Source organism: Caballeronia glathei (genome assembly GCF_000698595.1).
Taxonomy (GTDB): domain Bacteria; phylum Pseudomonadota; class Gammaproteobacteria; order Burkholderiales; family Burkholderiaceae; genus Caballeronia; species Caballeronia glathei.
Genome location: NZ_JFHC01000022.1, coordinates 22,567 through 46,296, shown reverse-complemented (window position 1 = coordinate 46,296; position 23,730 = coordinate 22,567). Strand labels below are relative to the sequence as shown.

Annotated in this window: 19 protein-coding genes and 2 pseudogenes; 7 read left to right on the top strand and 14 right to left on the bottom strand. The window is 64.8% G+C overall.

Features of this window, described 5'->3' with window-relative positions; all coding sequences use genetic code 11:
* Positions 1–25 precede the first annotated feature (25 nt).
* Positions 26–667 (bottom strand): HAD hydrolase-like protein, encoded by a 642-nt coding sequence (locus tag BG61_RS15610; RefSeq protein WP_035934451.1) that lies wholly within the window; start codon positions 665–667, stop codon positions 26–28.
* A 517-nt stretch (positions 668–1,184) separates the two neighbouring features.
* Here BG61_RS15610 and BG61_RS15605 point away from each other — a divergent pair.
* Complete coding sequence (locus tag BG61_RS15605; protein WP_035934449.1) at positions 1,185–1,862, top strand: alpha/beta hydrolase; 678 nt, start codon at positions 1,185–1,187, stop codon at positions 1,860–1,862.
* A gap of 49 nt (positions 1,863–1,911) precedes the next feature.
* Entirely contained in the window at positions 1,912–3,549 is a 1,638-nt protein-coding gene (locus BG61_RS15600; RefSeq protein WP_035934448.1) for an AAA family ATPase, read from the top strand.
* A gap of 144 nt (positions 3,550–3,693) precedes the next feature.
* Here BG61_RS15600 and BG61_RS15595 read toward each other — a convergent pair whose 3' ends face one another.
* Genes BG61_RS15595 through BG61_RS15575 form a run of 5 tightly spaced genes read right to left on the bottom strand, consistent with a single transcriptional unit; the run spans position 3,694 to position 9,287 of the window.
* Positions 3,694–4,845, bottom strand: a complete 1,152-nt coding sequence (locus BG61_RS15595) for an ABC transporter substrate-binding protein (protein WP_035934447.1) — start codon at positions 4,843–4,845, stop codon at positions 3,694–3,696.
* 55 nt (positions 4,846–4,900) lie between these two features.
* On the bottom strand, positions 4,901–5,833 hold the full coding sequence (locus BG61_RS15590; protein WP_035934446.1) for a 3-hydroxyacyl-CoA dehydrogenase: 933 nt from the start codon (positions 5,831–5,833) through the stop codon (positions 4,901–4,903).
* 58 nt (positions 5,834–5,891) lie between these two features.
* Positions 5,892–6,623 carry an ABC transporter ATP-binding protein gene (locus BG61_RS15585; protein WP_199242007.1) on the bottom strand — a complete coding sequence of 244 codons (732 nt, stop codon included), beginning with the start codon at positions 6,621–6,623 and terminating at the stop codon, positions 5,892–5,894.
* Positions 6,616–8,409 (bottom strand): branched-chain amino acid ABC transporter ATP-binding protein/permease, encoded by a 1,794-nt coding sequence (locus BG61_RS15580; RefSeq protein ID WP_035934444.1) that lies wholly within the window; start codon positions 8,407–8,409, stop codon positions 6,616–6,618. The genes BG61_RS15585 and BG61_RS15580 overlap by 8 nt, the downstream gene beginning before the upstream one ends.
* Complete coding sequence (locus tag BG61_RS15575) at positions 8,406–9,287, bottom strand: branched-chain amino acid ABC transporter permease (RefSeq protein WP_035934442.1); 882 nt, start codon at positions 9,285–9,287, stop codon at positions 8,406–8,408. Before BG61_RS15575 ends, BG61_RS15580 begins: the two co-directional genes overlap by 4 nt.
* Positions 9,288–9,541: 254 nt before the next feature.
* Here BG61_RS15575 and BG61_RS15570 point away from each other — a divergent pair, with 254 nt between their 5' ends.
* A complete protein-coding gene (locus tag BG61_RS15570; protein ID WP_063741039.1) occupies positions 9,542–10,348 on the top strand; it encodes a FadR/GntR family transcriptional regulator in 807 nt (268 codons plus the stop codon).
* A 107-nt stretch (positions 10,349–10,455) separates the two neighbouring features.
* Positions 10,456–11,099 (top strand): annotated as a pseudogene (gene mnmC2 / locus BG61_RS15565) (tRNA (5-methylaminomethyl-2-thiouridine)(34)-methyltransferase MnmC2).
* 113 nt (positions 11,100–11,212) lie between these two features.
* Here mnmC2 and BG61_RS15560 read toward each other — a convergent pair.
* Entirely contained in the window at positions 11,213–12,094 is an 882-nt protein-coding gene (locus BG61_RS15560; RefSeq protein ID WP_035934441.1) for a LysR family transcriptional regulator, read from the bottom strand.
* A 173-nt stretch (positions 12,095–12,267) separates the two neighbouring features.
* On the opposite strand from BG61_RS15560, the gene BG61_RS15555 reads away from it, so the two are divergent.
* Positions 12,268–13,548: an MFS transporter gene (locus BG61_RS15555; protein WP_035934440.1), complete on the top strand. Its 1,281-nt coding sequence runs from the start codon at positions 12,268–12,270 to the stop codon at positions 13,546–13,548.
* Between the two features lie 52 nt (positions 13,549–13,600).
* On the top strand, positions 13,601–14,482 hold the full coding sequence (locus tag BG61_RS15550) for an amidohydrolase family protein (protein WP_232256272.1): 882 nt from the start codon (positions 13,601–13,603) through the stop codon (positions 14,480–14,482).
* 54 nt (positions 14,483–14,536) lie between these two features.
* On the opposite strand, the gene BG61_RS15545 is transcribed toward BG61_RS15550, so the two are convergent.
* The 4 genes and pseudogenes from BG61_RS15545 to hfq form a co-directional block, all read right to left on the bottom strand.
* On the bottom strand, positions 14,537–15,481 hold the full coding sequence (locus tag BG61_RS15545; protein WP_035934438.1) for a histone deacetylase family protein: 945 nt from the start codon (positions 15,479–15,481) through the stop codon (positions 14,537–14,539).
* A 640-nt stretch (positions 15,482–16,121) separates the two neighbouring features.
* Entirely contained in the window at positions 16,122–16,772 is a 651-nt protein-coding gene (locus BG61_RS15540) for a hypothetical protein (protein ID WP_306434186.1), read from the bottom strand.
* Between the two features lie 40 nt (positions 16,773–16,812).
* Complete coding sequence (locus BG61_RS15535) at positions 16,813–18,123, bottom strand: NAD(P)/FAD-dependent oxidoreductase (RefSeq protein WP_035934436.1); 1,311 nt, start codon at positions 18,121–18,123, stop codon at positions 16,813–16,815.
* Between the two features lie 226 nt (positions 18,124–18,349).
* Positions 18,350–18,625 (bottom strand): annotated as a pseudogene (hfq, locus tag BG61_RS15530) (RNA chaperone Hfq); the annotation flags it as partial.
* Between the two features lie 524 nt (positions 18,626–19,149).
* On the opposite strand from hfq, the gene BG61_RS15525 reads away from it, so the two are divergent.
* Positions 19,150–19,407, top strand: coding sequence for a hypothetical protein (locus BG61_RS15525; protein WP_035934434.1), 258 nt, complete (start codon positions 19,150–19,152; stop codon positions 19,405–19,407).
* An 86-nt stretch (positions 19,408–19,493) separates the two neighbouring features.
* On the opposite strand, the gene BG61_RS15520 is transcribed toward BG61_RS15525, so the two are convergent.
* The 3 genes from BG61_RS15520 to BG61_RS15510 all read right to left on the bottom strand — a co-directional run bounded on the left by BG61_RS15520 (position 19,494) and on the right by BG61_RS15510 (position 23,542).
* Complete coding sequence (locus BG61_RS15520) at positions 19,494–20,951, bottom strand: tetratricopeptide repeat protein (protein ID WP_063741037.1); 1,458 nt, start codon at positions 20,949–20,951, stop codon at positions 19,494–19,496.
* A 276-nt stretch (positions 20,952–21,227) separates the two neighbouring features.
* Entirely contained in the window at positions 21,228–22,469 is a 1,242-nt protein-coding gene (gene solA / locus BG61_RS15515; RefSeq protein ID WP_206540592.1) for an N-methyl-L-tryptophan oxidase, read from the bottom strand.
* 116 nt (positions 22,470–22,585) lie between these two features.
* Positions 22,586–23,542 (bottom strand): GlxA family transcriptional regulator, encoded by a 957-nt coding sequence (locus tag BG61_RS15510; RefSeq protein ID WP_035934432.1) that lies wholly within the window; start codon positions 23,540–23,542, stop codon positions 22,586–22,588.
* Positions 23,543–23,730: the final 188 nt, after the last annotated feature.

Sequence of the window (23,730 nt, the reverse complement as noted above, 5' to 3'; positions counted from 1 at the left end):
CGCGGCACGCTCGGTGACGCGCGCTTCACCGGGAGTGCCGCGTGCTCAGATCGAGAAGGTCGCCCGGGGTCTGAAACATCCTCGCGATGTTCAGGCCCAGCAAGGCGCCCGGCTGCGTATAGCCCCACGCGACCGCGCTGAACGCGATCCCCACGCGTTTCGCGGCATGGGCATCGCGTATCTCGTCTCCGATATACATCGCTTCGTCCCTGCTGGTCCGCGTGCTGGCAAGAATCCGGCGCAACCGGCGAGACTTGCCGAAGATCGACGCGCCGCATTCGACTGCAACGAAGCATCCAAGCAGGGATGACCCCAGCACCGCCTCGACGATGTCCGCGGAGTTCGACGTAGCAATTGCCAGCGCGACGTGCGGGTCTTCGGCAAGCGTGCGCAAGGCATTCGGTACACCCGGGAACGGCTTGATCTCGCCGATCCGCTCACGCATGATCCCCCGAAAATCAACGGTCACCGCCGGCAGACGCCTGAGCGGCAACTGAAGCTCGGCCAGCACCTGCGCAGCGCTGAGCCCGCGCAGCTTAGGCACATCGACGGCATCGACCTGCCGGAACCGATGCTTGACGGCCAGCGTGTTGATGGAATCGATGAACACGGGGTAGGTGTCGGCCAGCGTTCCATCAAAATCGAAGATTGCGAGTTTGGTCGACATGCTGAAAAGTGGGTGAGATGCCGGTCTTCGGATTGAGGACGATATGTCCCGAGACGGCCGGAGGAACTGACACTTGCGCTGCCCGGACGACAATCAGTCTGTATGAGCTTCGCGAATCCAGCGGGTAATACTAGCAAGGGCCGGTGAACATCGTGTTCCTTGATCCTGGAGCAGCGCCGAATGGCCCCGCGATGCGTTGATTCTGCAAACGCATCAGTGCCACGTACATGACGTCCCCTGTGGCCGGACACCCCCGCCGAACCGATCGTTCGAAAGCGAAATCGGCGGCTCGTGAATGGCTGCATCCGGATGAATGAGCGGCGCCTGACAGCGGCGAGTCCGATCATCCGCATCCGTTCCGAAAACGCATGAATCGATGCCCTGATTCGCGCTACTGCCCGTGTCCTGTCGCCACGCATCCGCGCGCACGAGCGTGCGCGGTGAAAGGATCGTTGGATGTGCCGCTCTACGATGGCATCATAGAATCTTCGCGACTCGCACATTCCTTGCCGCCGCCATGTTCGATCTTTCCATGCTGGGCCGCTTCTCGTTCACGCACGCCGAGCCGGTGAAGGGCGCATTGCCGCCTGGCCGCCATCATCTGGGCATCTCGGCGGAGCGCGATGCAGTCCTGTTCGTGCCGGGCGGCCTCGACGAACACACGCCCGTTCCGCTCTTCGTGATGTTCCATGGCGCGGGCGGCTTTCCCGAGAAGGTGCTGCCGTTCATCGAGGAACACGCGGAGCGCGGCAAGTTCCTGATACTCGCGCCGCACTCGATGTATCCCACCTGGGACATCGTGGTCGGCGGCAGCGGCCCCGACCTCGAACGGCTGCAGGAGGCGCTGACGGAAGTCACGTCGCGCTACCGGATCGACCGTGATCATCTGGCTTTTGCCGGGTTCTCGGATGGAGCGAGTTATGCGTTGTCCATCGGCGTCACCAACGGCGACATTGCGAGTCACGTGATCGCATTCTCCGGCGGCTTCATGTCGATTTTCACGCAGGAAGGCGCGCCGAAGGTGTTCATCGCGCACGGCCTGCAGGACGAGCAACTGCCCATCGAGACCAGCGGCCGCGCGAACGCCACGAAGCTCAAGGCGGCAGGCTATGAAGTGCAGTACGTCGAATTCAACGGCTTGCATGCGATCCAGCCGGTCATCGTCGGCATGGCGATCGAGTTCTTCCTCAAATAACGCGCCGGCCCGGCGGGCACCGCCGGCGACAATCAACGGGAGTGTGGTGATGGACCTCGAAATACCGGAATCACTGATTCATGCCCTGCTCGGGATGTTAGAAACCGGATCGCCGCTTGCAAGACGTCTCAACGAACACGGGGTCTGCCACGGCAACATGATCGTGCCGAGCAACCTGTTCGATGCCAAGTCGCTCAATACGCTCTATTCCCTCAGCAAGTCGCAGAACGAACGTGCGCTGATGTTCCAGATGCTCGCGCTCGACAACATCTACAACGCGCCGCAGGCTCGCACCATTCCTGCGCTGGACCAGCTGGTGCCGGGGCTTGTTGCATACCTGTCGCGCGACGCGATCGACGGCTGGCTGTACCGCCGCAACAAGGACGGTGCGCTGCTGCCGTGGCTCGTGCACCGCATCCGCTACGTCGAGCCTGAACAGGGCATGCCCTACGTCACGCTCGACATGCTGGCGAATACCATGCAGTCGGCCAATTCCGAACTGACCGACCATCACAAGCGCCGCTCCGGCATGACGATGACACTCGTGATCAACCGTCATGACATCGTGAACCGCACGATCCCCGAGCTGCTCGCCGAATTCGGGTTCTACAGGGAATGCGCGGAATTCAAGCGCGAATACGAACGGCATGCGCAGCGCTTTCTGACGTTTCAGCCGCGCTTTGGCGCGCAGTTCGTCGTCACCAAAGGCGCCTTCACGATCGACGCGAAGGGTGTCGCGGAGTTGACGCGCATTGCCGAGGGCGTGAGCGCGAAGTGCGTCAACGACGAAGAAACGCTGGAACGCCGCTTCGAAATGATGACGGACGCCGACTTCTGGCGCACCGCCGGCGTGCCCGAGGGTTTCGAACGGGTCCCGCTGCATTGCTACGTGCACCTGTACCACCTCGAGTGGCACAGCAACATCTGGGTGCACGTGCAGCACATGAGCGAGTACCGCTACCAGCCCGAGCTGCGCGACAAACTCGTCCTGCCCGACCATCATCGCGACCTGATCGACATCCTCACGTCGAACATGAACGTGCTCGTGCAGGACTTCGTCCCCGGCAAGTCGGGCGGCACGACCATTCTGTGCCAGGGTGCGCCCGGGCTCGGCAAGACGCTGACCGCGGAGGTCTATTCGGAAGTGGTCGGCAAGCCGCTCTACCGCGTGCATTCGGGGCAGCTCGGAACCACGGCGGCATCCGTCGGCGCGACGTTGTCCGGCATACTCCGGCGCGCGGTGCGCTGGGATGCGATCCTGCTGCTCGACGAGGCCGACGTCTACATCCGCCGCCGCGACAACGATCTCGAACACAACGCCATCGTCGCGGAGTTCCTGCGCACGCTGGAGTACTTCAACGGTCTGCTGTTCATGACCACCAACCGGATCGACGACGTCGACGACGCGATTCTGTCGCGCTGCATCGCGACCATCCACTACGAGACGCCGCCCACGCCGCATGCGGTGCGGTTGTGGACGCTGCTCGCGGACCAGTTCGGCGCGGATCTCAGCGGCGATTTGATCGACGCGCTGACCGTGGCGTATCCGAAGGCGAGCGGGCGTGACATCAAGGAGTTGCTCAAGCTAACGACCCGGTATTGCAACGTCAAGCAGATTCCGCTTTCGATGGAAGCGTTCAGGCTGTGCGCGCTGTTTCGCGGGTATGCCGATGCGTCTTCCCGATGAGGAATTGAGCGGGACACGATAGCGAAGGCGCCCGACGCGCTGACACGGCGCGCGGCAGCATTGCACTGCCGCGAGCTTCCTTCAGCCTTGCAGGTTCGGCGTGACCGTCCGGCGCGCGAAGCGCCCCGCGATCACGCGGCGCGCTCACTGAGTTCCGAAGTCGATGTGCTTGACGAACACGATCTTGCCGCCGTCGTTCCTGACGATGTTGTACCCGTGCAGTCCGTCGCCGTTCGCATCGAATGTGTAGGCGCCTTCCACGCCCTTGTAGTCCTTGATCGCATGCAGCGCCTTGGCGATGTCGTCGGGCTTCGTGCTGTTCGCGTTCTTGATCGCGAGCGCGAGCAGTTTCACCGAGTCGTACGCCCATGCCGAATAGAAATCGGGATCGACCTTGTAGGCCGCGCGATACTTGTCGGCGTAGGCCTGTGCCTGTGCGCTCGAACCCGGCGAGAAATCGGCGATCGAGTACGAGCCGTGCAGCGCGTCACCGGCCAGCTTCATCGCGGTATCGGTCGAGACCGACGGCGAGCCGACCCACGCCGCCTTGACCCCGAGCTGGCGCAACTGCTTGGCGAAGATGGCAACGTCAGTCGAATTCGCGATGTAGGTAGAGACGATGTCCGCGCCCGAGTTCTTGATCGCGAGCACGATCGGCGTGAAGTCCTGCGAGTTGCTCGTGAAGCCCTGCACCAGCACCGGCGTGACGCCGGCTGCCTTGAGCGACTCTGTCAGGCTGTTCTTGCCGCCGTTGCCGAAGGCGTCGGTCGAATGGATGATCGCCCACTTCTTCAGCTTCAGCGTGTTCAGGCCGTAGTCGGCAATGACGCGCGCCGAGTATCCGTCGTTCGGGCGTGCGCGGAAAATCCACGGATTGTTCGCGTGCGTGAGCCCCACGTCCGTGCCGCCGACGAGAATCGGCAGGCGCGCACGCATGACCGTCGGCGAGATGGCCTGAATCTGCGTGCTGCGCACGGTCGCGATGAGCGCGGTCAGGTCCGCGCCGCTCGTGAGCTTCGATATCGCGAGCACCGAACCCGGATTGGTGCTCTGATTGTCTTCATTGCGCAACTCGAACTGACGGCCGAGCACACCGCCGGACTGGTTGATTTCGTCGAGCGCGAGCTTCGCCCCGTTGGCCTGATAGATGCCGGCTTCGGAACTCGGCCCGGTGCTCTCCGTCATCATTCCGATCTTGATCGTATCGGCCGCCTGCGTGCTGAGCGATGCAACGCTGAGCGCAACCGCGGCAGCGGCCGTTGCGGACTTGAACATCCATGACAATCTTGTTTTCATTGCGTGTCTCCAGGCATTTTTGGATGAGGATGCGGGCGTGCGGCAGCGCCGCGCATCACTCACTCGAAGCGTCGCGCTTGTGCGCGACGAGTTGCATCAGGCGTTGATCGCGCCACGCCTGACGCGCGGGACGCTGCTGCGCCGGCAGTTCCGCGAGGCGCTCCTGTTCCAGCTTGCCGATCAGCGCGTCGTTCCATTCGCGCGGCGTGGCCTGCTTGGCAATGTCGAGGTAGAGCGGGCCGTAGCGGCCGCAATAGTCGCGAATGCCGCCCGGCGCATTCAGATCGATGGTCTCCATCGGACCCATGAACGCCCAGCGCAGGCCGAGACCATCCTTGACAGCCTTGTCGATGTCGCCGCTGCTGACGTAGCCGTCCTCGACGAGCCGGAACGCTTCGGCAAGGAGCGCACCCTGGAGGCGATTGACGATGAAGCCCTGAATCTCGCGCTGCACGACGATCGGCACCTGTCCCGCGCGCGCGTAGATGGCGCGTGCGCGCTCGATCACGGCGGGATCGGTCCAGGGCGCGGGCACGAGTTCGACGAGCGGCACCACCGACGGCGGATTGATGGGATGCCCGACGAAGCAGCGATGCCGCCCCGCGAGATCCGCCGTAAAGCTCGATGCCGGAATGCCCGAGGTCGAGCTCGCCAGCAAGGTGTCCGGTCCGGCGAGCCTGTCGAGCAGCGCGTAGATCTCCTTCTTCGCATCGACGGTCTCGCGCACGTTCTCCTGCACGAGGTCGGCGCCGAGCATCGCCTCTTCCAGCGAGGACGTGACGCTCACGCGGCCGAGCACCGTGTCCGGCTGCTCGGTGATGAGGCCGAGGCCGTGCAGCTTGACGAGTCCGGCCTCGATGGCGTCGCGCGCTCCGGCGAGCGCGTCCGCGTTGATGTCGTAGAGCGCGACGGCATGACCCGCGCGCGCGAACACCGAAGCCCAGGCGCAGCCGATGAGCCCCGCGCCGATGATTGCAATCTTTTCCATCTTTGAACTCTCCTGTGTATTCGAAATCCGGATGCGTGACGACGATCGAGCGCCTCGCTCAACCCGCCACTGCATGCGCGCCGCCGCCCAGATAAGCGGCGCGAACCTCTTCGTTGTTGAGCAGCTTGTCGGGCGTGCCTTCCACGATCACGCGGCCGGTGGAAAGCACGTAGCCGCGATCGGCCACCGACAGGGCCATGTTCGCGTTCTGCTCCACGAGCAGAACCGTGGTGCCATGCGAGCGGATCGTCCGGATCGTCGCGAAGAGCTGCTGAACGATGATGGGGGCGAGCCCGAGCGAAGGCTCGTCGAGCAGGAGGACCTTCGGCTTCGACATGAGCCCGCGGGCCACAGCGAGCATCTGCTGCTGGCCGCCGGAGAGACTCCAGCCGAGGGCACCGGACAGCCGCTTGAGGTCGGGAAAGATCGCGAACATCTCCTCGACTTCAGTGTCGAGCTGCCGCCGTCCGAGATGGCCGCGCGACGATGCGCCGATCATGATGTTCTCCCGCACCGTCAGGCCGGGAAACACGCGGCGCCCCTCGGGCACGTGTGCGAGGCCGAGACGCACGATCTTTTCCGGCGATATCCGGTTGATCGGCTTGCCCTCGAACAGGATTTCGCCGCGCGTGGGCGCGACGAGGCCCGAGATGTTGCGCAGCGTCGTGCTCTTGCCAGCACCATTTGCGCCGAGAAGCGTGACGATCTCGCCCTGCTCGACGTGCAGCGACAGGTTGCTCAGCGCCTGCACGTGCCCGTAGTGGCTTTCGACGTTACGCAGTTCAAGCAGCGGCATGAGTGGTCTCCCCGAGATAGGCGGCGACGACATCCGGATGACGCAGCACGTAGCCCGGCTCGCCCTCCGCGATCTTCTTGCCGAAGTTCAGCACCGTGATGGTGTCGGAGACCTGCTCGATCAGGCTGATGTCGTGTTCGATGAGAAAAATGGTGAGACCGTGCCCCTTCAGCCGCTTGAGCAGTTCACCGAGGCTTTGCTTTTCGGTCTGGTTCAGGCCGGCCGCGGGCTCGTCGAGCAGCAGGAAGCTGGGATGCCCCGCCAGCGCCCGGGCAATCTCGACGAGGCGCTGGTGGCCGTACGGAAGGTTCTTGACGATCGTGTGCGCCTGATCCGCCATGTTCACGAACTTCAGCGCGGACAGCGCCCGCTCCTGCAACGCAGCGCGGCTCGCGCCGACCGGATTGTTCGCGCGCTGCGCGCCGACCATCACGTTCTCGAGCACCGACATCGACGCGAACAGACGGATGTTCTGGAACGTGCGGCCGATCCCGAGCCCTGCGCGCTGGTGCGGCGTCATGGCGGTGATGTCGGCGCCGTCGAAGAAGATGCTGCCGCCCGTGGCCTTGTAGATGCCGTTCAGGACGTTGAGCGTCGTGGTCTTGCCCGAGCCGTTCGGGCCGATCAGCGTATGCACCGTGCCGCGCGCCACTTCGAGCGAGATGCCGTCCACTGCCTTCACGCCGCCGAAATGCTTCTGCACGTCGACGATGCGAAGGATCGGTGCCGGGTCGCCCAGCGGCACGTCGAACTTGAGCGCGGCGATGCCGTCGACTTCGACTGCGGCGTGCTTCCTGAACTTGTCGGCCCGGCCGCGGATGATGCCCCAGATGCCGGTCGGCAGGAACACCATGATGAGGATCACCGCGAGGCCGTACACCGCGAGATAGATGTCCTTCAGAAAGCGCAGCCACTCGGGCAGAACGATCAGGAGGCCCGTGCCGAACACGCCGCCGAACGCGGAGTCGGCGCCGCCGAGGAGCACCATCGTCAGGAACTCGATGGAGCGGGCGAAGTTGAAGTTGTCAGGGCTGATGTAGGCGAAGCCCGCGGCGTAGAACGCGCCGCCGATCCCCGCGAGCGCCGCGCTCAACGTGAAGGCGATCACCTTCACCCGCAGCGTGTCCACGCCGGTCACTTCGGCCGCGAGTTCGTTCTCCCGCACGGCCCGCATCGCGCGTCCCGTGCGCGTTTGCGGAAGCCACCAGACAAAGGCGATGGCCCCATACAGAAAGACGGTGCACAGGAGCAGGTAGAAGCGGTCGTCGGCGAAGAGGAAGCCGAAGATCGATGGCCGCGCGATGCCCGCGATGCCGTCCGGTCCGCGCGTCACGTCGGCCCAGTTGACCAGCACGAGATCGAAGATCTGCTGGAAGCTGATCGTGATCATCGCGAGGTAGTGGCCGCCGAGCCTGAGCGTCGTGAGGCCGAGCACGAACCCGGCTACCGTCGCCATGCCGATGCCGAGCAGCAGCGTGATCCAGAAGTTCAGGCCGAGCACCACCGTGCCGAGCCCGACGGCATACGCGCCGAGGCCGAAGAAGGTCGCCTGGGCGAGATTGATCTGGCCGGTATAGCCGAGCACCACGGTCATGCCAAGGACAGCGATGGCGTAAGTGGCCGCCTGCATGAAGATGTTCAGCACATAGGGGCTGAGCGTGAATACGAACGGCACGAGCGCGACCGCGATCGCGACGGCGAGCAGCAGGGCCAGGCTCAGCGGCGAGCGCGTGCGGCGCAAGGCCGATGCCGGTTTGAGGGAGGCGGGAACGTGGCTCATGCCTTCTCCGAAATCTTTTCGCCGAAGATGCCTTGCGGTCTCAGCAGGAGGAACAGGAACAAGAGGAGGAACGCGAAGGCGTCCTTGTAGGCAACCGAGATGTATTGCGCGCCGAAGCTCTCCACCACGCCCAGCAGCAATCCGCCGATGATCGCGCCGGTGATGTCGCCGAATCCGCCGATGATCGCCGCCGCGAATGCCTTGAGCGCGATGATCGAGCCCATGCCGATGGACACGAAGAGAATCGGCGAAACGAGCGCGCCCGCCAGGCCGCCGAGCACCGCGCTGTAGAAGAACGTGAACGCGATCATCGCCGTGACCGGAATGCCGACGAGCCGCGCCATGTCCTTGTCCTGCGAGGTGGCCTGCAGCTTCTTGCCGAGCAGCGTCCGCTCGAACAGCATGTACTGGAAAGTCACCGCGATCGCGGTGAAGGCGAGGATGGCGAGGTACTGCGTGTCCATGAACACGCCGCCGACCTCGATGCCCGGCGTATCGAAGAGCCGGTTCATCGCGCGGGGCTGCGGGCCGAAGAGGTACAGCACCGTGTTCTGCATGAAGATCGACGCGCCCAGCGTGCTGATGATCACCGGCAGGAACGACCGGTGACGCAGCGGGTAATACACCCCGAGCGCGAAGATCACGCCGAACACGCCAAGCACGAGAAGCGCGAGCAGGAAGCTCGCCCAGTACGGCAGGCCGCTGCTCAGGAACGCGACGATCGCGAAGCCGCCCAGCATCGCAAAGTCGCCCTGCGCGAAGTTGACGACATTGGTCGCCCGAACGATCAGCACGAAGCCGAGTGCGACCAGCGCATAGATCGAACCCAGTGCGAGTCCGGCGAACAGCACCTGGACATTGTTGACCACGAAGCTCATCGCTGCTTCTCCTCTGCTGTCCAGCGCGCGTGGAGCGCAACCCGCGCCGGTGACGCCGCGGCTCGAAACGCGGGCGCCAGTGTCTCCCTTGAAGCGGCGGCAGGCTCTGCGGGAACATCAGAAGCCTTCCGCCGCTGTCTCAACATGTATAAAATCTGTTTGCGAGATATTATTTAGCTGTTTCAAAGCTGTCAACAGAAATTGGATTGAGTACAATCGAGACTTTGATGCCTGCCTCCGAAAGGACACCACCGATGAACCCGTCGACGCCTCCGGTCTCCTCCGACGCGCTCGAATCCAGCGGGACTTTCAGCTCCGGCACGCTGGGTGAACGGGTCGCCGAAAAGTTGCTCTCGAAGATCCGCAGCGACGGCCTGGCCGCGGGCACGCGGCTGCCTTCCGAACACGCAATGGCCGTGCATTTCGGCGTGAGCCGCACCGTCATGCGCGAAGCCATCGCGCTGCTGAAGTCGGACGGGATGCTCACCACGCGCAAGGGGAGCGGCGCCTTCGTGTGCAAGACCGCGCTCCCGCATGCGGCCATGGTCGATCCGCTGACCGAGCAGTCGGTGCAATCGCTGCTGAACCTCACTGAGGTGCGTCGCGGACTGGAAGCGGAAACCGCTGCGCTCGCCGCGGTCAGGCGCACGCCCGGGCAGCTTGCGGAAATCGAGCATGCGCTGCGCCGCGTCGAGGAGGCCATGGCGGCCGGCGGCGACGGCGTCGAAGAAGACGTGCAGTTTCACCTGCGCATCGCGGAGGCGACGGGCAATCCCTACTGGGCAAGATTCGTGGAGATGTTTGCGCAGCAGATTCGTCTTGCCATCAAGGTCACGCGCGCGAACGAGGCGCGCCGCATGGACTTCGTCGCTCAGGTGCGCGAGGAGCATGAAAAGATCGTGGCGGCCATCGCGGCGGGCGACCCGGACCGCGCCCGCGCCGCCGCGGGGGATCACATGATGTGCGTCGCCGAACGCGTGCGCCTCGCCGACCGGGATTTCTGGGCCGGCAGCGGCGGAGCGCTCGCACGCGACCTCGTGCGCAATTTCGGCGGCGATTAGACTGGCGGCTGTATCGACCGCCCTTCTTCACCGTATGACGAGCCCGCTGATTCCAGCCACGCTTGCTTTTCGCGCGAACGGCACGCCGTATTCGCCTCATTTCGACGATGTCTATCACAGCGCCGTGGGCGGGGCCCGCCCAGGCGCAGCACGTGTTCCTGCAGGGCAACGGCCTCCCCGGGCGATGGCAGGGGCAACCACGCTTCACCGTGCTGGAAACGGGCTTCGGCATGGGCATCAACTTCCTCGCCACCTGGGCCGCATGGCGCTCTGACCCCGCGCGCTGCGAGCGGCTGCATTTCGTGTCGATCGAAAAGCATCCGCTGTCGGCGCAGGATCTGCGCTGCGCCTACGCGGCGACGGTAACCGACGAATCTCTGGCGACACTCGCCGCCATGCTCGCCGACGCCTGGCCGCCGCTCGTGCCCGGTGCGCACCAGTTGCCGTTCGACGCGGGACGCGTGACGCTGACGCTCGCTTTTGGCGATGCGGCGGACGTGCTGCCCACCCTTTCGCTGCGCGCCAACGCGTTTTTCTCGACGGCTTTGCGCCCGCGAAGAACCCCGACTTGTGGACGGCCGCGATCTTCAGTTCGCTCGCGCGTCTCGCCAACGACGGCGCGACGTTCTCCACCTACACCTGCGCCGGAAACGTGAAGCGCGCGCTGAAGGAAGCCGGGTTCGCATACCGCAAGGTGGCCGGGTTCGGCTGGAAGCGCGCGATGCTCGCGGGCCGGCTTGCATCACGGTAGATCCCGCGCCAACGTGTGAGCCATCCGCCCGGCGGCAAAACGGCCGCAAGCGCTTCATTCGAAGCGGCGGGCGCCGGCGAGCCTGCGCGGTATTCGTTCGATGAGCGCGCAACTCACGCTTCGAGCAGCGCCGCGAAGCGATCCGCCAGTGTCGGGCGTGAGCGCATCGGCCAGATCGCGCTGAGCTCGAACGGCGGAAGATTGTCGCCGTCGCGAACGTCGCAGAAGCGCACGCCCGTAAACTGCACCGCCGTCGCCGATTGCGGCAGCAGCGACGCGCCGCATCCCGCCGCCACGCATGCGAGCACGGTCAGCGACCGGTTGGCGTCCTGCACCACGTTCGCTTCGCATCCGGCCTTGCGAAACGCGCTCAATATGCCCGCGCGGATCACCGGCAACTGGTCGCTCGGAAACCAGACGAGGCCGGCCTCGGAGAGATCGCGCAAGCCCACGCGGCCGTCGCCGCCGATCGCGAAGGAACTCGGCAGCACCGCGAGCAGGCGTTCCCGCACGATCAGCTTCTCCCGCATCCTTCCGCCCACGGCGACAGGCGTATGCAGCAGGCCGATATCGATTCCGCCCTTCTCCAGCGCGCTCGCCTGCTCCGCGTTGCTCATCTCCCGGAGCGCCAGCTCCACGTTCGGCACTTCGCTGCGCAACGCGGCGATCGCGCGTGGCAGCAGCCCGAACAGCGCGGCGGACACGAATCCGATGGTCAGCCGCCCGCCGCGCTGCGCGCCGATCTCGCGGGCGCGATGCGATGCCGAATCGATACGCGCGACGCTCAGCCGGATATCCTCGACGATGGCCTCCCCCGCCGCCGTCAGTTGCGCGCCGCGCCGCGTGCGCTCGAAAAGCTTGACGCCCAGGTCGCGCTCCATGCGCGTGAGCGCCTGGCTGAGCGCCGGCTGCGCGATGTCGAGCACCTCGGCCGCGCGAGTGACGCTGCCCGCGTCCACCACGGCGAGAAAGTATTTGAGATTGCGTGTCTCCATCGCGTGAGCATATCAAAACGATATGAAAGATCAACGTATCCATAGTATGCGATGGATCGTTTCATTTCTAGAATGCAAGCACAGGATCAGACGCCATGACGCTCGATCACTGCTGAACCGCCCCCGAATCACCGACAACGAGAGCCGGCCGCACCGGCACTGGAGACAGATACATGAACTGGTACCGCGAGATATCGACGCCGGAGAAGCGCACGCTATGGGGCTGTTTCGCCGGATGGGCGCTCGATGGCATCGACACGCAGCTGTTCAGCCTCGTCATCCCGACGCTGATCGCCACCTGGGGCATCGGCAAGGGGCAAGCGGGCCTGATCGGCGGCGCGACGCTCGTCGCGGGCGCGCTGGGCGGCCTGCTCGCAGGCGTGCTCTCCGACCGGGTGGGCCGTGTCAGGGCGCTGCAGGTGACCGTGCTGTGGTTCTCGCTCTTCACGTTCCTGAGCGCGTTCGCGCAGAACTTCGAGCAGTTGCTCGTGCTCAAGGCGCTGCAGGGAATCGGCTTCGGCGGCGAATGGACGGCCGGCGCCGTCCTGCTCAGCGAGACGATCCGCGCGAAGCATCGCGGCAAGGCGATGGGCATCGTGCAGAGCGCGTGGGGCTTCGGCTGGGCGGGCGCGGTGCTCCTCTACACGGTCGTGTTCTCGTATGTCTCGCCCGAGGCGGCGTGGCGCGTGCTGTTCGGGATCGGCCTCGTCCCGGCGCTGCTCGTGCTCTACATGCGGCGCAATATCGTCGAGCCGCCGCGCGAAGCGCCGGCGAGCCCGGCCGACAGGCCCGGCGCGTTCGCCATTCTTGCGGGCATCTTTCATCCGTCGGTGCTTCGCACGACCATCGTCGGCGGACTGATCGGGCTCGGCGCGCACGGCGGCTATCACGCGATCACGACCTGGCTGCCCACCTATCTGAAAACCGAGCGGCATCTGTCGGTGCTCGGCACCGGCGGCTATCTGGCCGTGGTGATCACCGCGTTCATCATCGGCTGCTTCGTGAGCGCGTGGCTGCAGGACAGGATCGGGCGCCGCAAGAACGTGATCCTCTTCGCGATCTGCTGTGCGGCAACGGTCAACCTCTATGTCTTCCTCCCGATCGGCGACACGGCGATGCTGATCCTGAGCTTTCCGCTCGGCCTCTTCGCGGCGGGCATTCCGGCGACCCTCGGCGCGCTCTTCAACGAACTGTATCCGCAAGGCGTGCGCGGAACGGGCGTGGGCTTCTGCTACAACTTCGGGCGCGTGGTATCGGCTGCGTTTCCCGTGCTCGTCGGCCACATGGGCAACTCGATGCCGCTCGGCTCCGCGCTCGGCATCGATGCGGGCATCGCGTACGGGATCGTCGTCATTGCCGCGCTGCTCCTGCCCGAAACGAAGGGCCGCCGCATCGCGACCGTCGCTCCGCAGACGGCGCCCGCGCCCGACAAGCGGTCCGCCACGCACGTCTGAGGGCTGGACGAAGGCCGCTCACCGAAATCCGCGAACGATGAACCCAGTGCACATGACCCCTACTGACGAAACCGGCACGCTCGCGCCGCAAAATGCCGGATGGCTCGCGTCGAACGACACAGCCGTCGAAGCCATCGACACTCATGCCCACGTGTTCGTGCGCGGCCTGCCGCTCGCGCCGCAGCGGCGCCACGCGCCGGATTACGACGCGACACTCCACGTCTACGCGGATCATCTGCGAACCCGCGGCATCACGCATGCCGTGCTCGTGCAGCCCAGCTTTCTCGGCACGGACAACTCGTTCTTTCTAGACGTGCTGCGACGCTATCCGCATCGGTTTCGCGGCGTCGCGGTGGTCGATCCGTCAATCCCCGAGGAAGAGATGCGCCAGCTCGCGGCGTCCGGGGTCGTGGGCGTGCGCCTGAACCTGATCGGGCTGCCGCTGCCCGATCTTCGCGCGCGGCACTGGCTCGAACTGCTCGCGCGCGTGAACGCGCTCGGATGGCACGTCGAAGTCCATTGCAACGCAGCGGACCTGCCGATGGTCGTGAGCTCGCTGCTGGAGGCGGGCTGCACCGTCGTGGTCGATCATTTCGGCCGGCCCGAGCCCGCACTCGGCGCGAGCGATCCCGGTTTCCGCTATCTGCTCTCGACGGCGCAAAGCGGGCGGGTCTGGGTGAAGCTCTCGGCGGCCTACCGGTCGGGAGGCGGCACGTCGGGCCTCGACGTGGGGAAAGAACTGGCCCACGCGTTACTGGACTCGTTCGGCGCCGTTCGTCTGGTGTGGGGAAGCGACTGGCCGCACACGCAGCATCAGGAGCTGATCGACTATGGCGCATCGCGCGATGCGCTCGACCATTGGGTGCCGGACGCTTCGGTGCGCAGGGTGATACTGCGCGACGCCCCGCGCGCGCTGTTTCGCTTCCCCTGCTGAGAACGCTTCGGAAACCGGGCGTAGCCGTAATGAACGAATTGCGGCCCGATCCGCTCAGCGAGCCTGGACGCCCATCAGCGCCCGGACATGCGCGGCGGTACCCGTAGCCAGCCCGTCCAGACTGTAGCCGCCCTCCAGAATCGACACGATGCGCCCTTCGCACGCCGCATCGGCGATACGCATCAGCTCACGGGTAATCCAGCCGAAATCGTCGTCTTCGAGGCTCAGGCCCGCGAGCGGGTCCAGACGGTGCGCGTCGAAGCCGGCTGAAATGATGATGAGTTCCGGGTTGAACTGGCGCACCGCCGGCAACATGTCCGCCTCGATCCGGGCGCGAAAGAGCGCCGAATCGCAGCCGCGAGGCAGCGGGACATTGACGATGTTGTGGCTCACGCCGGTCTCCGACGCGGAACCCGTGCCGGGATAGAGCGGCGACTGGTGGCTGGAGGCGTAGAAAAGCTCCGGTCGGTTGAAAAACGCCGCCTGCGTGCCGTTGCCATGATGCACGTCGAAATCGACGACCGCGACGCGCTCCAGCTTGTGCACTTCGTAAGCGTAGGCTGCCGCGATCGCGGCCTGGTTGAAGATGCAAAAGCCCATTGCCCGGGCCGGCTCGGCGTGGTGGCCGCACGGGCGAGTGGCACAGAACACGTTGCGCGCCTGCGCGTCCATCACCGCATCGACGCCGGCGCAGGCCGCGCCGACGCAACGCATCACCGCTTCCCACGATCCCGGCGACATCACCGTGTCGCCGCCGTCGAGCGGTATGTAGCCGTGCTGCGGGGCAATGTCCGCGATTTCGTCGACGAAGTCGCGGTCGTGGATCAATTCCACTTGTTCGAGCGTGCCCATCGGCGCTTCCCGCCACTCCAGCGACGAAAACTCAGGCGCGCGCAGCGCGCCGAGCACGGCCTTCAGGCGCTCGGGCGACTCCGGATGAGCAGGTCCCGGACGATGTTCCAGACACGCGGCGTGGGAATAAACAAGGGTAGTCGTCATATGCGGCTGATGCGCGGTGCGACCCGCACCGTCTCCTTATGCGTACACGTTGGTGGCTCGCTGGCACCGCTGCGGGTGCGCGATGCAATCGCCGCGCGCCACGCTACGAGCCCGCGGCCGCCTCGGAACTGCTCCTCGAGAATAACGCCCCACGTGCATTCACGACAGTTAAACATTGTTTAACACATCATAGACTTATGTTTATGAACGACTGCGGGTCTGCGGGATGCCAGCCGGCTCCGGTGCGCTTTGCCACGGGTGATAGCGTGGAGGCTGAAACGACCACTCCGGTACGGTCTCAGAGACGGCGAGGAACCTGATCGACGCAGGCTTCGGCGAGGCGAACCGCGACACGCCGGTCTTCGCCGCGCACGGCACGTTCGACGACGCCCTGCCGATCCGCCTCGCCGCGCTGATGGGCCGCCGCGTGCTTTGTCCCGTGGATCGGGAGCAAGCTTGCCGCGCCATGCACCGTGCGGGAGGCGAGATCGGACGCGGCGTGCGGATCTCACCGTGTCCGATCAATTCGTGCGCGGCTTGCGGCCGCTCGCGTGTACGCGCACGGACCGGCTGCAAGCCGCTGTTCGGGGCGAATCCACGACGCGGGCGACTGCGCCATGCAATCGGCCGCGCGGCATGACTAGGACTTTGCGGGGCGTCCCGTCTTGACTTGCTCGAGCGCGGATACCGCCGCAACGAGCTGCTTTTCGGACGCTCCGGCGAGCAACTGAAGCGCGGCGCGCAACAGTTCGCTCTTCTTGGCGGTGACGCCCGCAGCCAGACAGCGCTTCTTGAGTGCGGCGATTTTCTCGTAATCCGACTTGGGCATGGTGAAGCTGTCGCGAACGACCTTTTCCTTCTTCACACGCCGCTGCTTTTCAGTCGATCCGTTGGTGGCAGGCTCCGGCACCTTGACTGCGACTTCCTTTGCTTCGCTCTTTGCGGATGACGTCTTCTTCGATGCGGCCCCCGTCTTCACGGCCGCCTTGATTTCCTTCGCGGGCTTTGTCTTCACTGCGGGCTTGCGAGCTTTCGCGGCCGGTGCGTCGGCTGCAGGGAGGGGCTTTTCGCCGCTCTTCGGAAAGTGGAAGGCTTTCTTGGTCGGCGGTTTCGTACTAGGTGTATTCATCGATGTTCCCGGTAATAACGGTATAAACAGTATATACGGTTTCCGGGGGTTCATTGACGAACAGTGTTTGGTGCCCCACCGCCGGCATTTCGTTGCCAGGCGGTTGAAGGACAGACAGTTAGTTGCGTCAGATCGAGGGAAGGTTCGGGCCATCGCGATCATCGGGAGAGCCGCCGCATTCAGCGCAGCGGCATGTTCTCGATCAGTGCAGCTTGACGCGCGGCGATGTCCGCTTCATCAGGAAACGGCCGAGCGCGGCAAGGGCCGTCGGCAGCGTCCCGATCACGGCCTGATGGTGCAGAAGATGGAGACTGGCATACATCATCCGCGCCAACTGGCCCTGGACGTAGAGACTCTTGCCGACCAGCACGCCCATCAGACTCCCGACACCTTCCGCCTGCCCGACAGAAACCAGCGATCCGTGGTCGCGATAGACGAACGGACCGGACGAGCGCTGCGCCCCTTTCATGCGCGACGTCAGGCTCCTGAACAGATACGCGGCCTGCTGATGCGCGGCCTGGGCGCGGGCAGGCACGGACTTCGAACGTGCCGTCCACGGCGCCTGGGCGCAATCTCCGAGTGCGTGGATATCGGGGTCGACGGTACGCAGGAATTCGTCCACGACCAGCTGATTCAGCCCGTTCGTGACGAGCCCCAGTTCGCCGAGGAACGCGGGCGCCTCGATGCCGGCTGCCCAGACGCAGATGTCCGCCGGATAGAAGGTTCCACGCGTGTCCTTCAGCCCGTTCGCCTCGACGTTTGCCACGCGAACGCCGGTCATCACGTCGATGCCTCGCGCCGACAAAAGCGCGTGAGCCGCCTGTGAGAGCTTTTCGGGCAGCGGTGCCAGGATGCGCGGTGCGCCTTCGATGACCGTGATGCGAATGTCTTCGCGAGGTTCGATGCCGGTCAGCCCATAGAGCGTGATGCTCGCACACGCTTCGCGCAGCTCCGCCGCCAGCTCGACCCCCGTCGCGCCGCCGCCCACGATCACGATATTGAGCGGCCGCCCGTTGCCCGCGCGCTTCGCGGCATGCATCGCGTTCAACGCACGCAGCAGCCTGAGGCGAAAACGCTCGGCTTCGGTCATCGAGTCGAGGGCGAACGCGTGCTCCGCGACTCCCGGGGTGCCATAGAAATTCGACTTGCTCCCGACCGCGAATACCAGCGAATCGTAGGACACGTCACGAGGCGGCACGACTTCTTCGCCCTGATCCGACATGAGCGGCCCGAGATGCGCAAACTTGCCTGCGCGGTCCAGACCAAGGACTTCTCCGGGCACGAAAGTGAAGCCGCAATGCTTGGCCAGCATCGCGTAGGAAAGGCCTTCCTTGTTGACATCCAGCGTGCCTGCGGCGACTTCATGCAGGCTCGGCTTCCAGATGTGAAAGAGGTGCTTGTCGACGAGCGTCACGCGCCGCGGCCCGAAGCGCCTGCCAAGGCGGGACGCGAGCTCGAGTCCTCCCGCTCCGCCGCCGACGATCACTACCCTGTGGTCTCGATGTCCATGCATCTGGTGCTCCTGTCGTGGGACGGGTTGGTGCACAAGAAAGTCACGGACAGTATAGGCACGAGATCAGGGAAAACCCTAGTCGATCAAAATTCGACGTGGCTTTGAGATCACAGCCTATGTTGCGAAGCGGTGCTCACGCCGGCCGGCGCGCGCGCCGCGAGCAACGGCGCGTCGCCTATTCCCGGTTATCGCCCGGCATTGCGCGGCGCTTGCGCTGAATCACGACGGGCGCGTCGCCGGTCGCGTCGGGCTTCGCCCTCGGCGGTTTGCGTGGGCCGCCGCGACTCGCGCCCGACTCGGGCTGCAGCGTCGAGATGGCATGCTTGTACACCGCCTGGACGCCGACGGGCGTGCGCAGCATGACCAGGTACGGGTCGAACGATTCGATATGACCGACCAGCCGGATGCCGTTGACGAGGTAAATCTCCACGCGCTTGCGCTCCTTGCGCATGGCGTTAAGTACTTCATTCTGCGATGACTGGGGAGCGTTGGTCGTCGACATTGTGTTCAGTTTGCGGGGCTCATTGATGGATCGAGTATCGTCGCACGGGCCGCGCTAAAACAACGCATGCGTGCGTTCCCTCTGGCTGCGCGAGACAATCATTCACATGATGATTGGCTTCGATCCGTTTGCGCACAGACGACATTTTTCCCGAAATGCCCGGCGCGCCGACTGCATTTTGCATCGACCCGCCCTGCGCTGGCCCATCGAGGGAAAATCGGATTATCCACCACCTCGTTGATGTTGTGATGTCAATCGCGCGCCGATCAGGGTGAATGCGAAGCGTATCCACGGCGCATCTGCACGCCGCCCGTGATGCGGGCCGTGCGTGCGAGGACGCTCGCGAAGTGTGACCGCCGCGCGAACCCCCGCTTTTGCGATTCACACCAGCAGGGTGTGCGAAGCAAGCGAATACGCGCTCCGAACGCCCGTGCGAAAATGGCTGCCGGGAGGCCGCACGGCGGGCATCGGCGGCCATGGACCGGCAAGATTCCCCCGCGTGATTGCGCGGTAGACTATTCACCATGAACAAGTGCCGTTACTGCGAAAAGATTCGTGACGAGTGGGATTGCCACGGAGAAGATTGCCGGAGAGCCATCGCCAAGGCCCTCCGAAGGCAACGCGCGGGTCTGCCGATGGTGCCGAAAGTCATTCGCAACGAAGTTCCTGCCGGGGCGACCACCGGCGAGATCATTACCGTGTTGTCGCGCCAGCGCCTGCGTGCGCGCCGTGGCAATGAGGAGCGGCGCGACCGCAAGGAAATCGACGACGACGAAAGCTGATTCCGGCATCGCAACCGACGTCCGCGTGACGCTCCAAACGCGATGCCGGGACACCATCGATCGCTGCCGCGCGAGCGAGGATGCGGTCAATGCCGTCGATCGGAACGCTGATGCCGCGCTCCGCCTGCCAGTGATGCGCGCGAGCGGCCGTTCTCCGCTATCGGCGCAACGGCAAGCGACGCCCGGGCGCGATAAACGGACGCCATCGCCGGGTCGTTCGATTGCGCTTCGAGCGTCGCCATGTCGTCGAGCACCCATGCCGCATTCGGGTGCTCCGCAAGCAATCGCAGCAGAAAACCGCGACTCCGCGCCAGTTCTCCCGCGCGCAGCATGCTCGCGCTCAACGTGCGATCGAACAGGTCGCGCTGCGCGTTGCTGCCGCCGATACGATGGAGCGCCGGCAGCAGCGAGGCCAGCGTGCCGATCGCGGTACGGTCGTCGCCCGCACGATAGGCCACGAGCGCACGGCACGCCGGCGCGGTCACCTGTCGACGGATTTCGCCGAGTTCGCTCGTCGTCTCGCCAGCGTCTTCGTTGAAGCCAGCCAGAAATCTTTCGACTTCGGATTGTCGTCCGGCGGCGGCAAGCGCCATCGCAATGTGTACGTCCAGAAATCCGTTCGCGTGCCGACCGGCATGCGCCGACCACTTGTCGGCCAGTTCGGCCCATCGGTCGCCGACACTCGCGCCCGCCAGTTCGAGACGCCATAGCAACGAAGTGCCGTCCGTGAGGCGAAAGGCGCTGCTCACATTCACTTTGGCGAGTTGCTCGTCGTAGACCGCAAGCGCTTGCTCGAATCTGCCGTCCGCGACGTACCGAAGCGCAAGATGCCACCAGATGTGCGCGGCAAGGAGCGGCTGATTCACCCACCGCGAGCGCATCGCATCGAGCAGCGACAGGCAATCGAAGTGGCGGCCCTGCATCTCGTACACGTGCGTCAGCGCGTGGAGCGCCCAGCAATCGTCCGGTTCGAGTTCGAGCGCAAGCCGCGCCGGCCCTTCCGCGGCCGCGTACTGATGGCATTCCTCCAGTCCGAAAGCATGCTGCCCGAGCACGAAGCCGTATGCTTTCATGTCGGGACGCCAGTGAGGAAGCGCGGCGGATACGGACCGCAGCATGCCGTTCGCATCGCCGATCAGGAAATAGGCTTCATGAGCGAGCTTCATGGCGACGATATCGAGGGGATGCTCCATCAGAACCCTGTCCCAGCATCCGGCCGCCAGACTGATGCCGCCCTCGGCGCAGGCACGTACCGCGCGTATGTGGCCCTGCTCCTGCGCGCTCACTGCATCGTGGAGCGCTTCGAGCCTGCGCAGAATGCTGCTGACTTGCGGTGAACTTGCGGTTGCGCCGTCGAAGACGAGCATCGTTGCGGCAAACACGTCGCCCATCACGAACGATCGGTCGTGCGCCAGTTCGAGCGCCTCCGACACCGGATCGCCCTTGAACGTGAAGTAATCGAGGATGGCTCGATTCCACCCTTCGATCGTGTCGGCACGTTCTGCGCTCAGGCTTTGCCCGAAGATATCTTTGAAGCGACCCATTTCCCTGCCCGGCTTTCGGCTGCTTGCTCGTGGAAGACGCGAGTCCCGCCGACGAGCGATTGACGGATGCGCCGCTGGCATACGCAAGAGCCAGGCACGCAGGCGCGGCCGCACGTTATGCGGGACAACGCATTGTTGATAACACCTGGCGCGCGAACTTATTCCGCGACGTCTGGTTGGATGGACGTTCCCGTGACGGACAGAATAGCCACCGTGAGAATGACACGCGTATTCGCCGCATGACCGCGCAGCAGGCGTGAAGCGTGATGGCGCGCGTCAGGACGGGCCTTCGGCAGAAGCGCGATCCAGTCCGCCGAACCGCCCCATCGAGAAAGGCGAAAGATCCAGACGGCTCGCACCCAGCGTGATGCGTTCGGCCAACGCCTCTCCGATCGCGCTGGCGAATTTGAACCCGTGTCCGGAGAAACCGGTTGCGACGTGGATGCGCGAGCAGGCAGGCAGCCTGTCGATGATGAAATGTTCGTCCGGCGTCATGTCGTACTCGCAGGTCTTTCCCGTGCGCAGCTTTCCCGCGCCCGGCAGATGACGCCGCAAGAACCCTTCGAGATCGGATACATCGGAAGGGTCGTCGCCGAAAGGAGCGAGCGGTGCGTTCGCTCCAACGGGCTGACCGCCATCATGGCGGCCGACTTTCAGGCCGCTGCCGTCCAGATCAGGAAATCCATAGTACTGCCCCGCCTCCGAAGCGATGGCGAAACCGGGGAAGACGTCCGGTGCGAACAGGAGCGGGTCGCCGTCGAACCACGCAAAGGATTTCCTGACGCGGGTAACGGGAACCCGGAGGCCCAGGGGTTCGAGCAAATCACGGCACGATCTGCCGGCGCACACGATCAAATCGCGGCACGTGAAGCGCTCGCCCCGATCGGTGACGACGCCGACGCCGCCCTGATCGAGCAACTCGATGCGCGCCACCATCGTGTTCGCGCGAAGCTGCGCGCCGAGCGCGGTGGCGAGCCGCCGGAAGCCGAGCACAGCCTGCTCGCAGTACAGCACCCCGGCGTCGGGTTCGAAGGCTGCCATCTGACCGGGCGAAAGCCGCCATGCAGGCCATCGCCGGCTGGCTTGCGGACCGTCGAAAAACTCCAGCGCCAATCCGTACTCTGACGCGCTTCTCGCGACCTCGCGCATGAACGGGTCATCGTGCGTGCCGATGTTCACGACGCCGGTCCGCGTAAAAATGGGCGCCTGCGCTTCCTGCTCGAGCGCAAGCCAGAGATGCTGCGCCCGCAGCGCCAGCGGGACATAGGCCGCCCCCTCTCCGTATGCGTGCCGGATAAGACGCGTACTGCCATGATGCGAGCCGCCGGAATGAGGCGGATCGCCTGCGTCGAGCAGCAGCACCTTGTTTCCCGCGCGGCTGAGAAAGTAGCCGGCAGCCACGCCGATCGAGCCCGCGCCGACAATCAGCGTGTCGAAGAACTCGTCGGAAGCAGTCAGTTGATGCATGGGGGATCGTCCCACGATGGAGACCCGGATATTAGCCGCTTTCGCAAGCATTGACCGCATGGCTCACATGCATGCGCGCGCGCATCGAGGGCGAACAAAAAACCATGGCGGAGATTGATCGCCGCATGCGGACTGCGCGCGCCCTCCTCACACGCCATTGAGCGCCATCAACTCACGCCGGTTTCATACTTCGCGCGGCGACGAAACACCTGCGGGGGCTGTCCGAAGACCCGCAGGAAGGCCTCCCGCATGCGCCGGCCATCGTGAAAGCCGGTCTGTCCGGCAATCTGGTCGAGCGTGTGCCGGCTGTCTTCCAGCATGATCCGCGCCGCTTCCAGACGCAGGTTTTCGATCGCCTTCGCGGGCGACTGGCCGGTTTCCGCCCGAAACGCGCGGCTGAACTGGCGCGGACTGAGGCGCGCGGCGTCCGCCAGCTGCTCCACGGACAGCGGCGAGGCGAGATTGCGCCTCGCGTACGTCAGTGCGGTCTGGATACGGTCGGACTTGGGCGCGAGTTCGAGCAGCGTCGAATGCTGCGACTGGCCGCCCGCGCGACGGTGGTACACCACGAGCGTCTGCGCCACCCGCCGGGCCTTGTCCGCGTCCAGATCGTTCTCGACCATCGCCAGCGCCAGGTCGATGCCGGCCGTCATGCCGGCCGACGTCCATATCGAACCGTCGACGACGAAAATCCGGTCGGCATCGACCTGAATCGACGGATACCGGGCCTGGAGCGCCGGCGCGTAGTTCCAGTGCGTCGTTGCCCGGCGGCCGTCGAGCAGCCCCGCCTGCGCCAGCACGAATGCGCCGGAGCAGATCGACGCCGTGCGACGCGCCGTGCGCGCATGGTCGCGCACAAAGGCAAGCAGGCCCGGGGGCGCCGCCTCGATGACGGAGTCCCCGCTGCCGACGATCACGGTATCGAAGACCTGGTCGTCAAAGGGTTCCGTCACGACCGAGAGGCCCATGGACGAACGCACGATCCCCCCGTGCTCGGACAGAACGACCGTTTCGTAGACCGCCTCTCCAGCCGTTGCGTTGGCGTATTCGAACACGGGGAGCGCGGAGAGCGACATCGACTGAAAACCGTCGAAAACAATAAAGGCGACTGACAGGGCTGGCATGTTCGGGGCTTTCCGGCTGATGTCCTGAAAACGTACTTTATACGTCCTTTGAGACATGAACAAGCGGCGATATAAATACGGCATCGAGCGGCAATACCTGCGATCCGCGAATCCGGCGAGTCCGGGCGGGTGAGCAGTTTCACGGCATGCGCCGATCGAATCCCACTTTGCGAGAGACATCTCTCCAG

Excerpts from the sequence above, each read along its gene's own strand:
- BG61_RS15580 (WP_035934444.1), bottom strand. The coding sequence starts at position 8,409 with ATGAGCCACGTTCCCGCCTCCCTCAAACCGGCATCGGCCTTGCGCCGC.
- BG61_RS15555 (WP_035934440.1), top strand. The coding sequence starts at position 12,268 with ATGAACTGGTACCGCGAGATATCGACGCCGGAGAAGCGCACGCTATGG.
- BG61_RS15535 (WP_035934436.1), bottom strand. The coding sequence starts at position 18,123 with ATGCATGGACATCGAGACCACAGGGTAGTGATCGTCGGCGGCGGAGCG.
- BG61_RS15525 (WP_035934434.1), top strand. The coding sequence starts at position 19,150 with ATGAACAAGTGCCGTTACTGCGAAAAGATTCGTGACGAGTGGGATTGC.
- BG61_RS15600 (WP_035934448.1), top strand. The coding sequence starts at position 1,912 with ATGGACCTCGAAATACCGGAATCACTGATTCATGCCCTGCTCGGGATG.
- BG61_RS15520 (WP_063741037.1), bottom strand. The coding sequence starts at position 20,951 with ATGGGTCGCTTCAAAGATATCTTCGGGCAAAGCCTGAGCGCAGAACGT.
- BG61_RS15595 (WP_035934447.1), bottom strand. The coding sequence starts at position 4,845 with ATGAAAACAAGATTGTCATGGATGTTCAAGTCCGCAACGGCCGCTGCC.
- BG61_RS15590 (WP_035934446.1), bottom strand. The coding sequence starts at position 5,833 with ATGGAAAAGATTGCAATCATCGGCGCGGGGCTCATCGGCTGCGCCTGG.
- BG61_RS15550 (WP_232256272.1), top strand. The coding sequence starts at position 13,601 with ATGACCCCTACTGACGAAACCGGCACGCTCGCGCCGCAAAATGCCGGA.
- BG61_RS15575 (WP_035934442.1), bottom strand. The coding sequence starts at position 9,287 with ATGAGCTTCGTGGTCAACAATGTCCAGGTGCTGTTCGCCGGACTCGCA.
- BG61_RS15510 (WP_035934432.1), bottom strand. The coding sequence starts at position 23,542 with ATGCCAGCCCTGTCAGTCGCCTTTATTGTTTTCGACGGTTTTCAGTCG.
- BG61_RS15560 (WP_035934441.1), bottom strand. The coding sequence starts at position 12,094 with ATGGAGACACGCAATCTCAAATACTTTCTCGCCGTGGTGGACGCGGGC.
- BG61_RS15540 (WP_306434186.1), bottom strand. The coding sequence starts at position 16,772 with ATGATCGCGATGGCCCGAACCTTCCCTCGATCTGACGCAACTAACTGT.
- BG61_RS15545 (WP_035934438.1), bottom strand. The coding sequence starts at position 15,481 with ATGACGACTACCCTTGTTTATTCCCACGCCGCGTGTCTGGAACATCGT.
- BG61_RS15570 (WP_063741039.1), top strand. The coding sequence starts at position 9,542 with ATGAACCCGTCGACGCCTCCGGTCTCCTCCGACGCGCTCGAATCCAGC.
- BG61_RS15610 (WP_035934451.1), bottom strand. The coding sequence starts at position 667 with ATGTCGACCAAACTCGCAATCTTCGATTTTGATGGAACGCTGGCCGAC.
- solA (WP_206540592.1), bottom strand. The coding sequence starts at position 22,469 with ATGCTTGCGAAAGCGGCTAATATCCGGGTCTCCATCGTGGGACGATCC.
- BG61_RS15605 (WP_035934449.1), top strand. The coding sequence starts at position 1,185 with ATGTTCGATCTTTCCATGCTGGGCCGCTTCTCGTTCACGCACGCCGAG.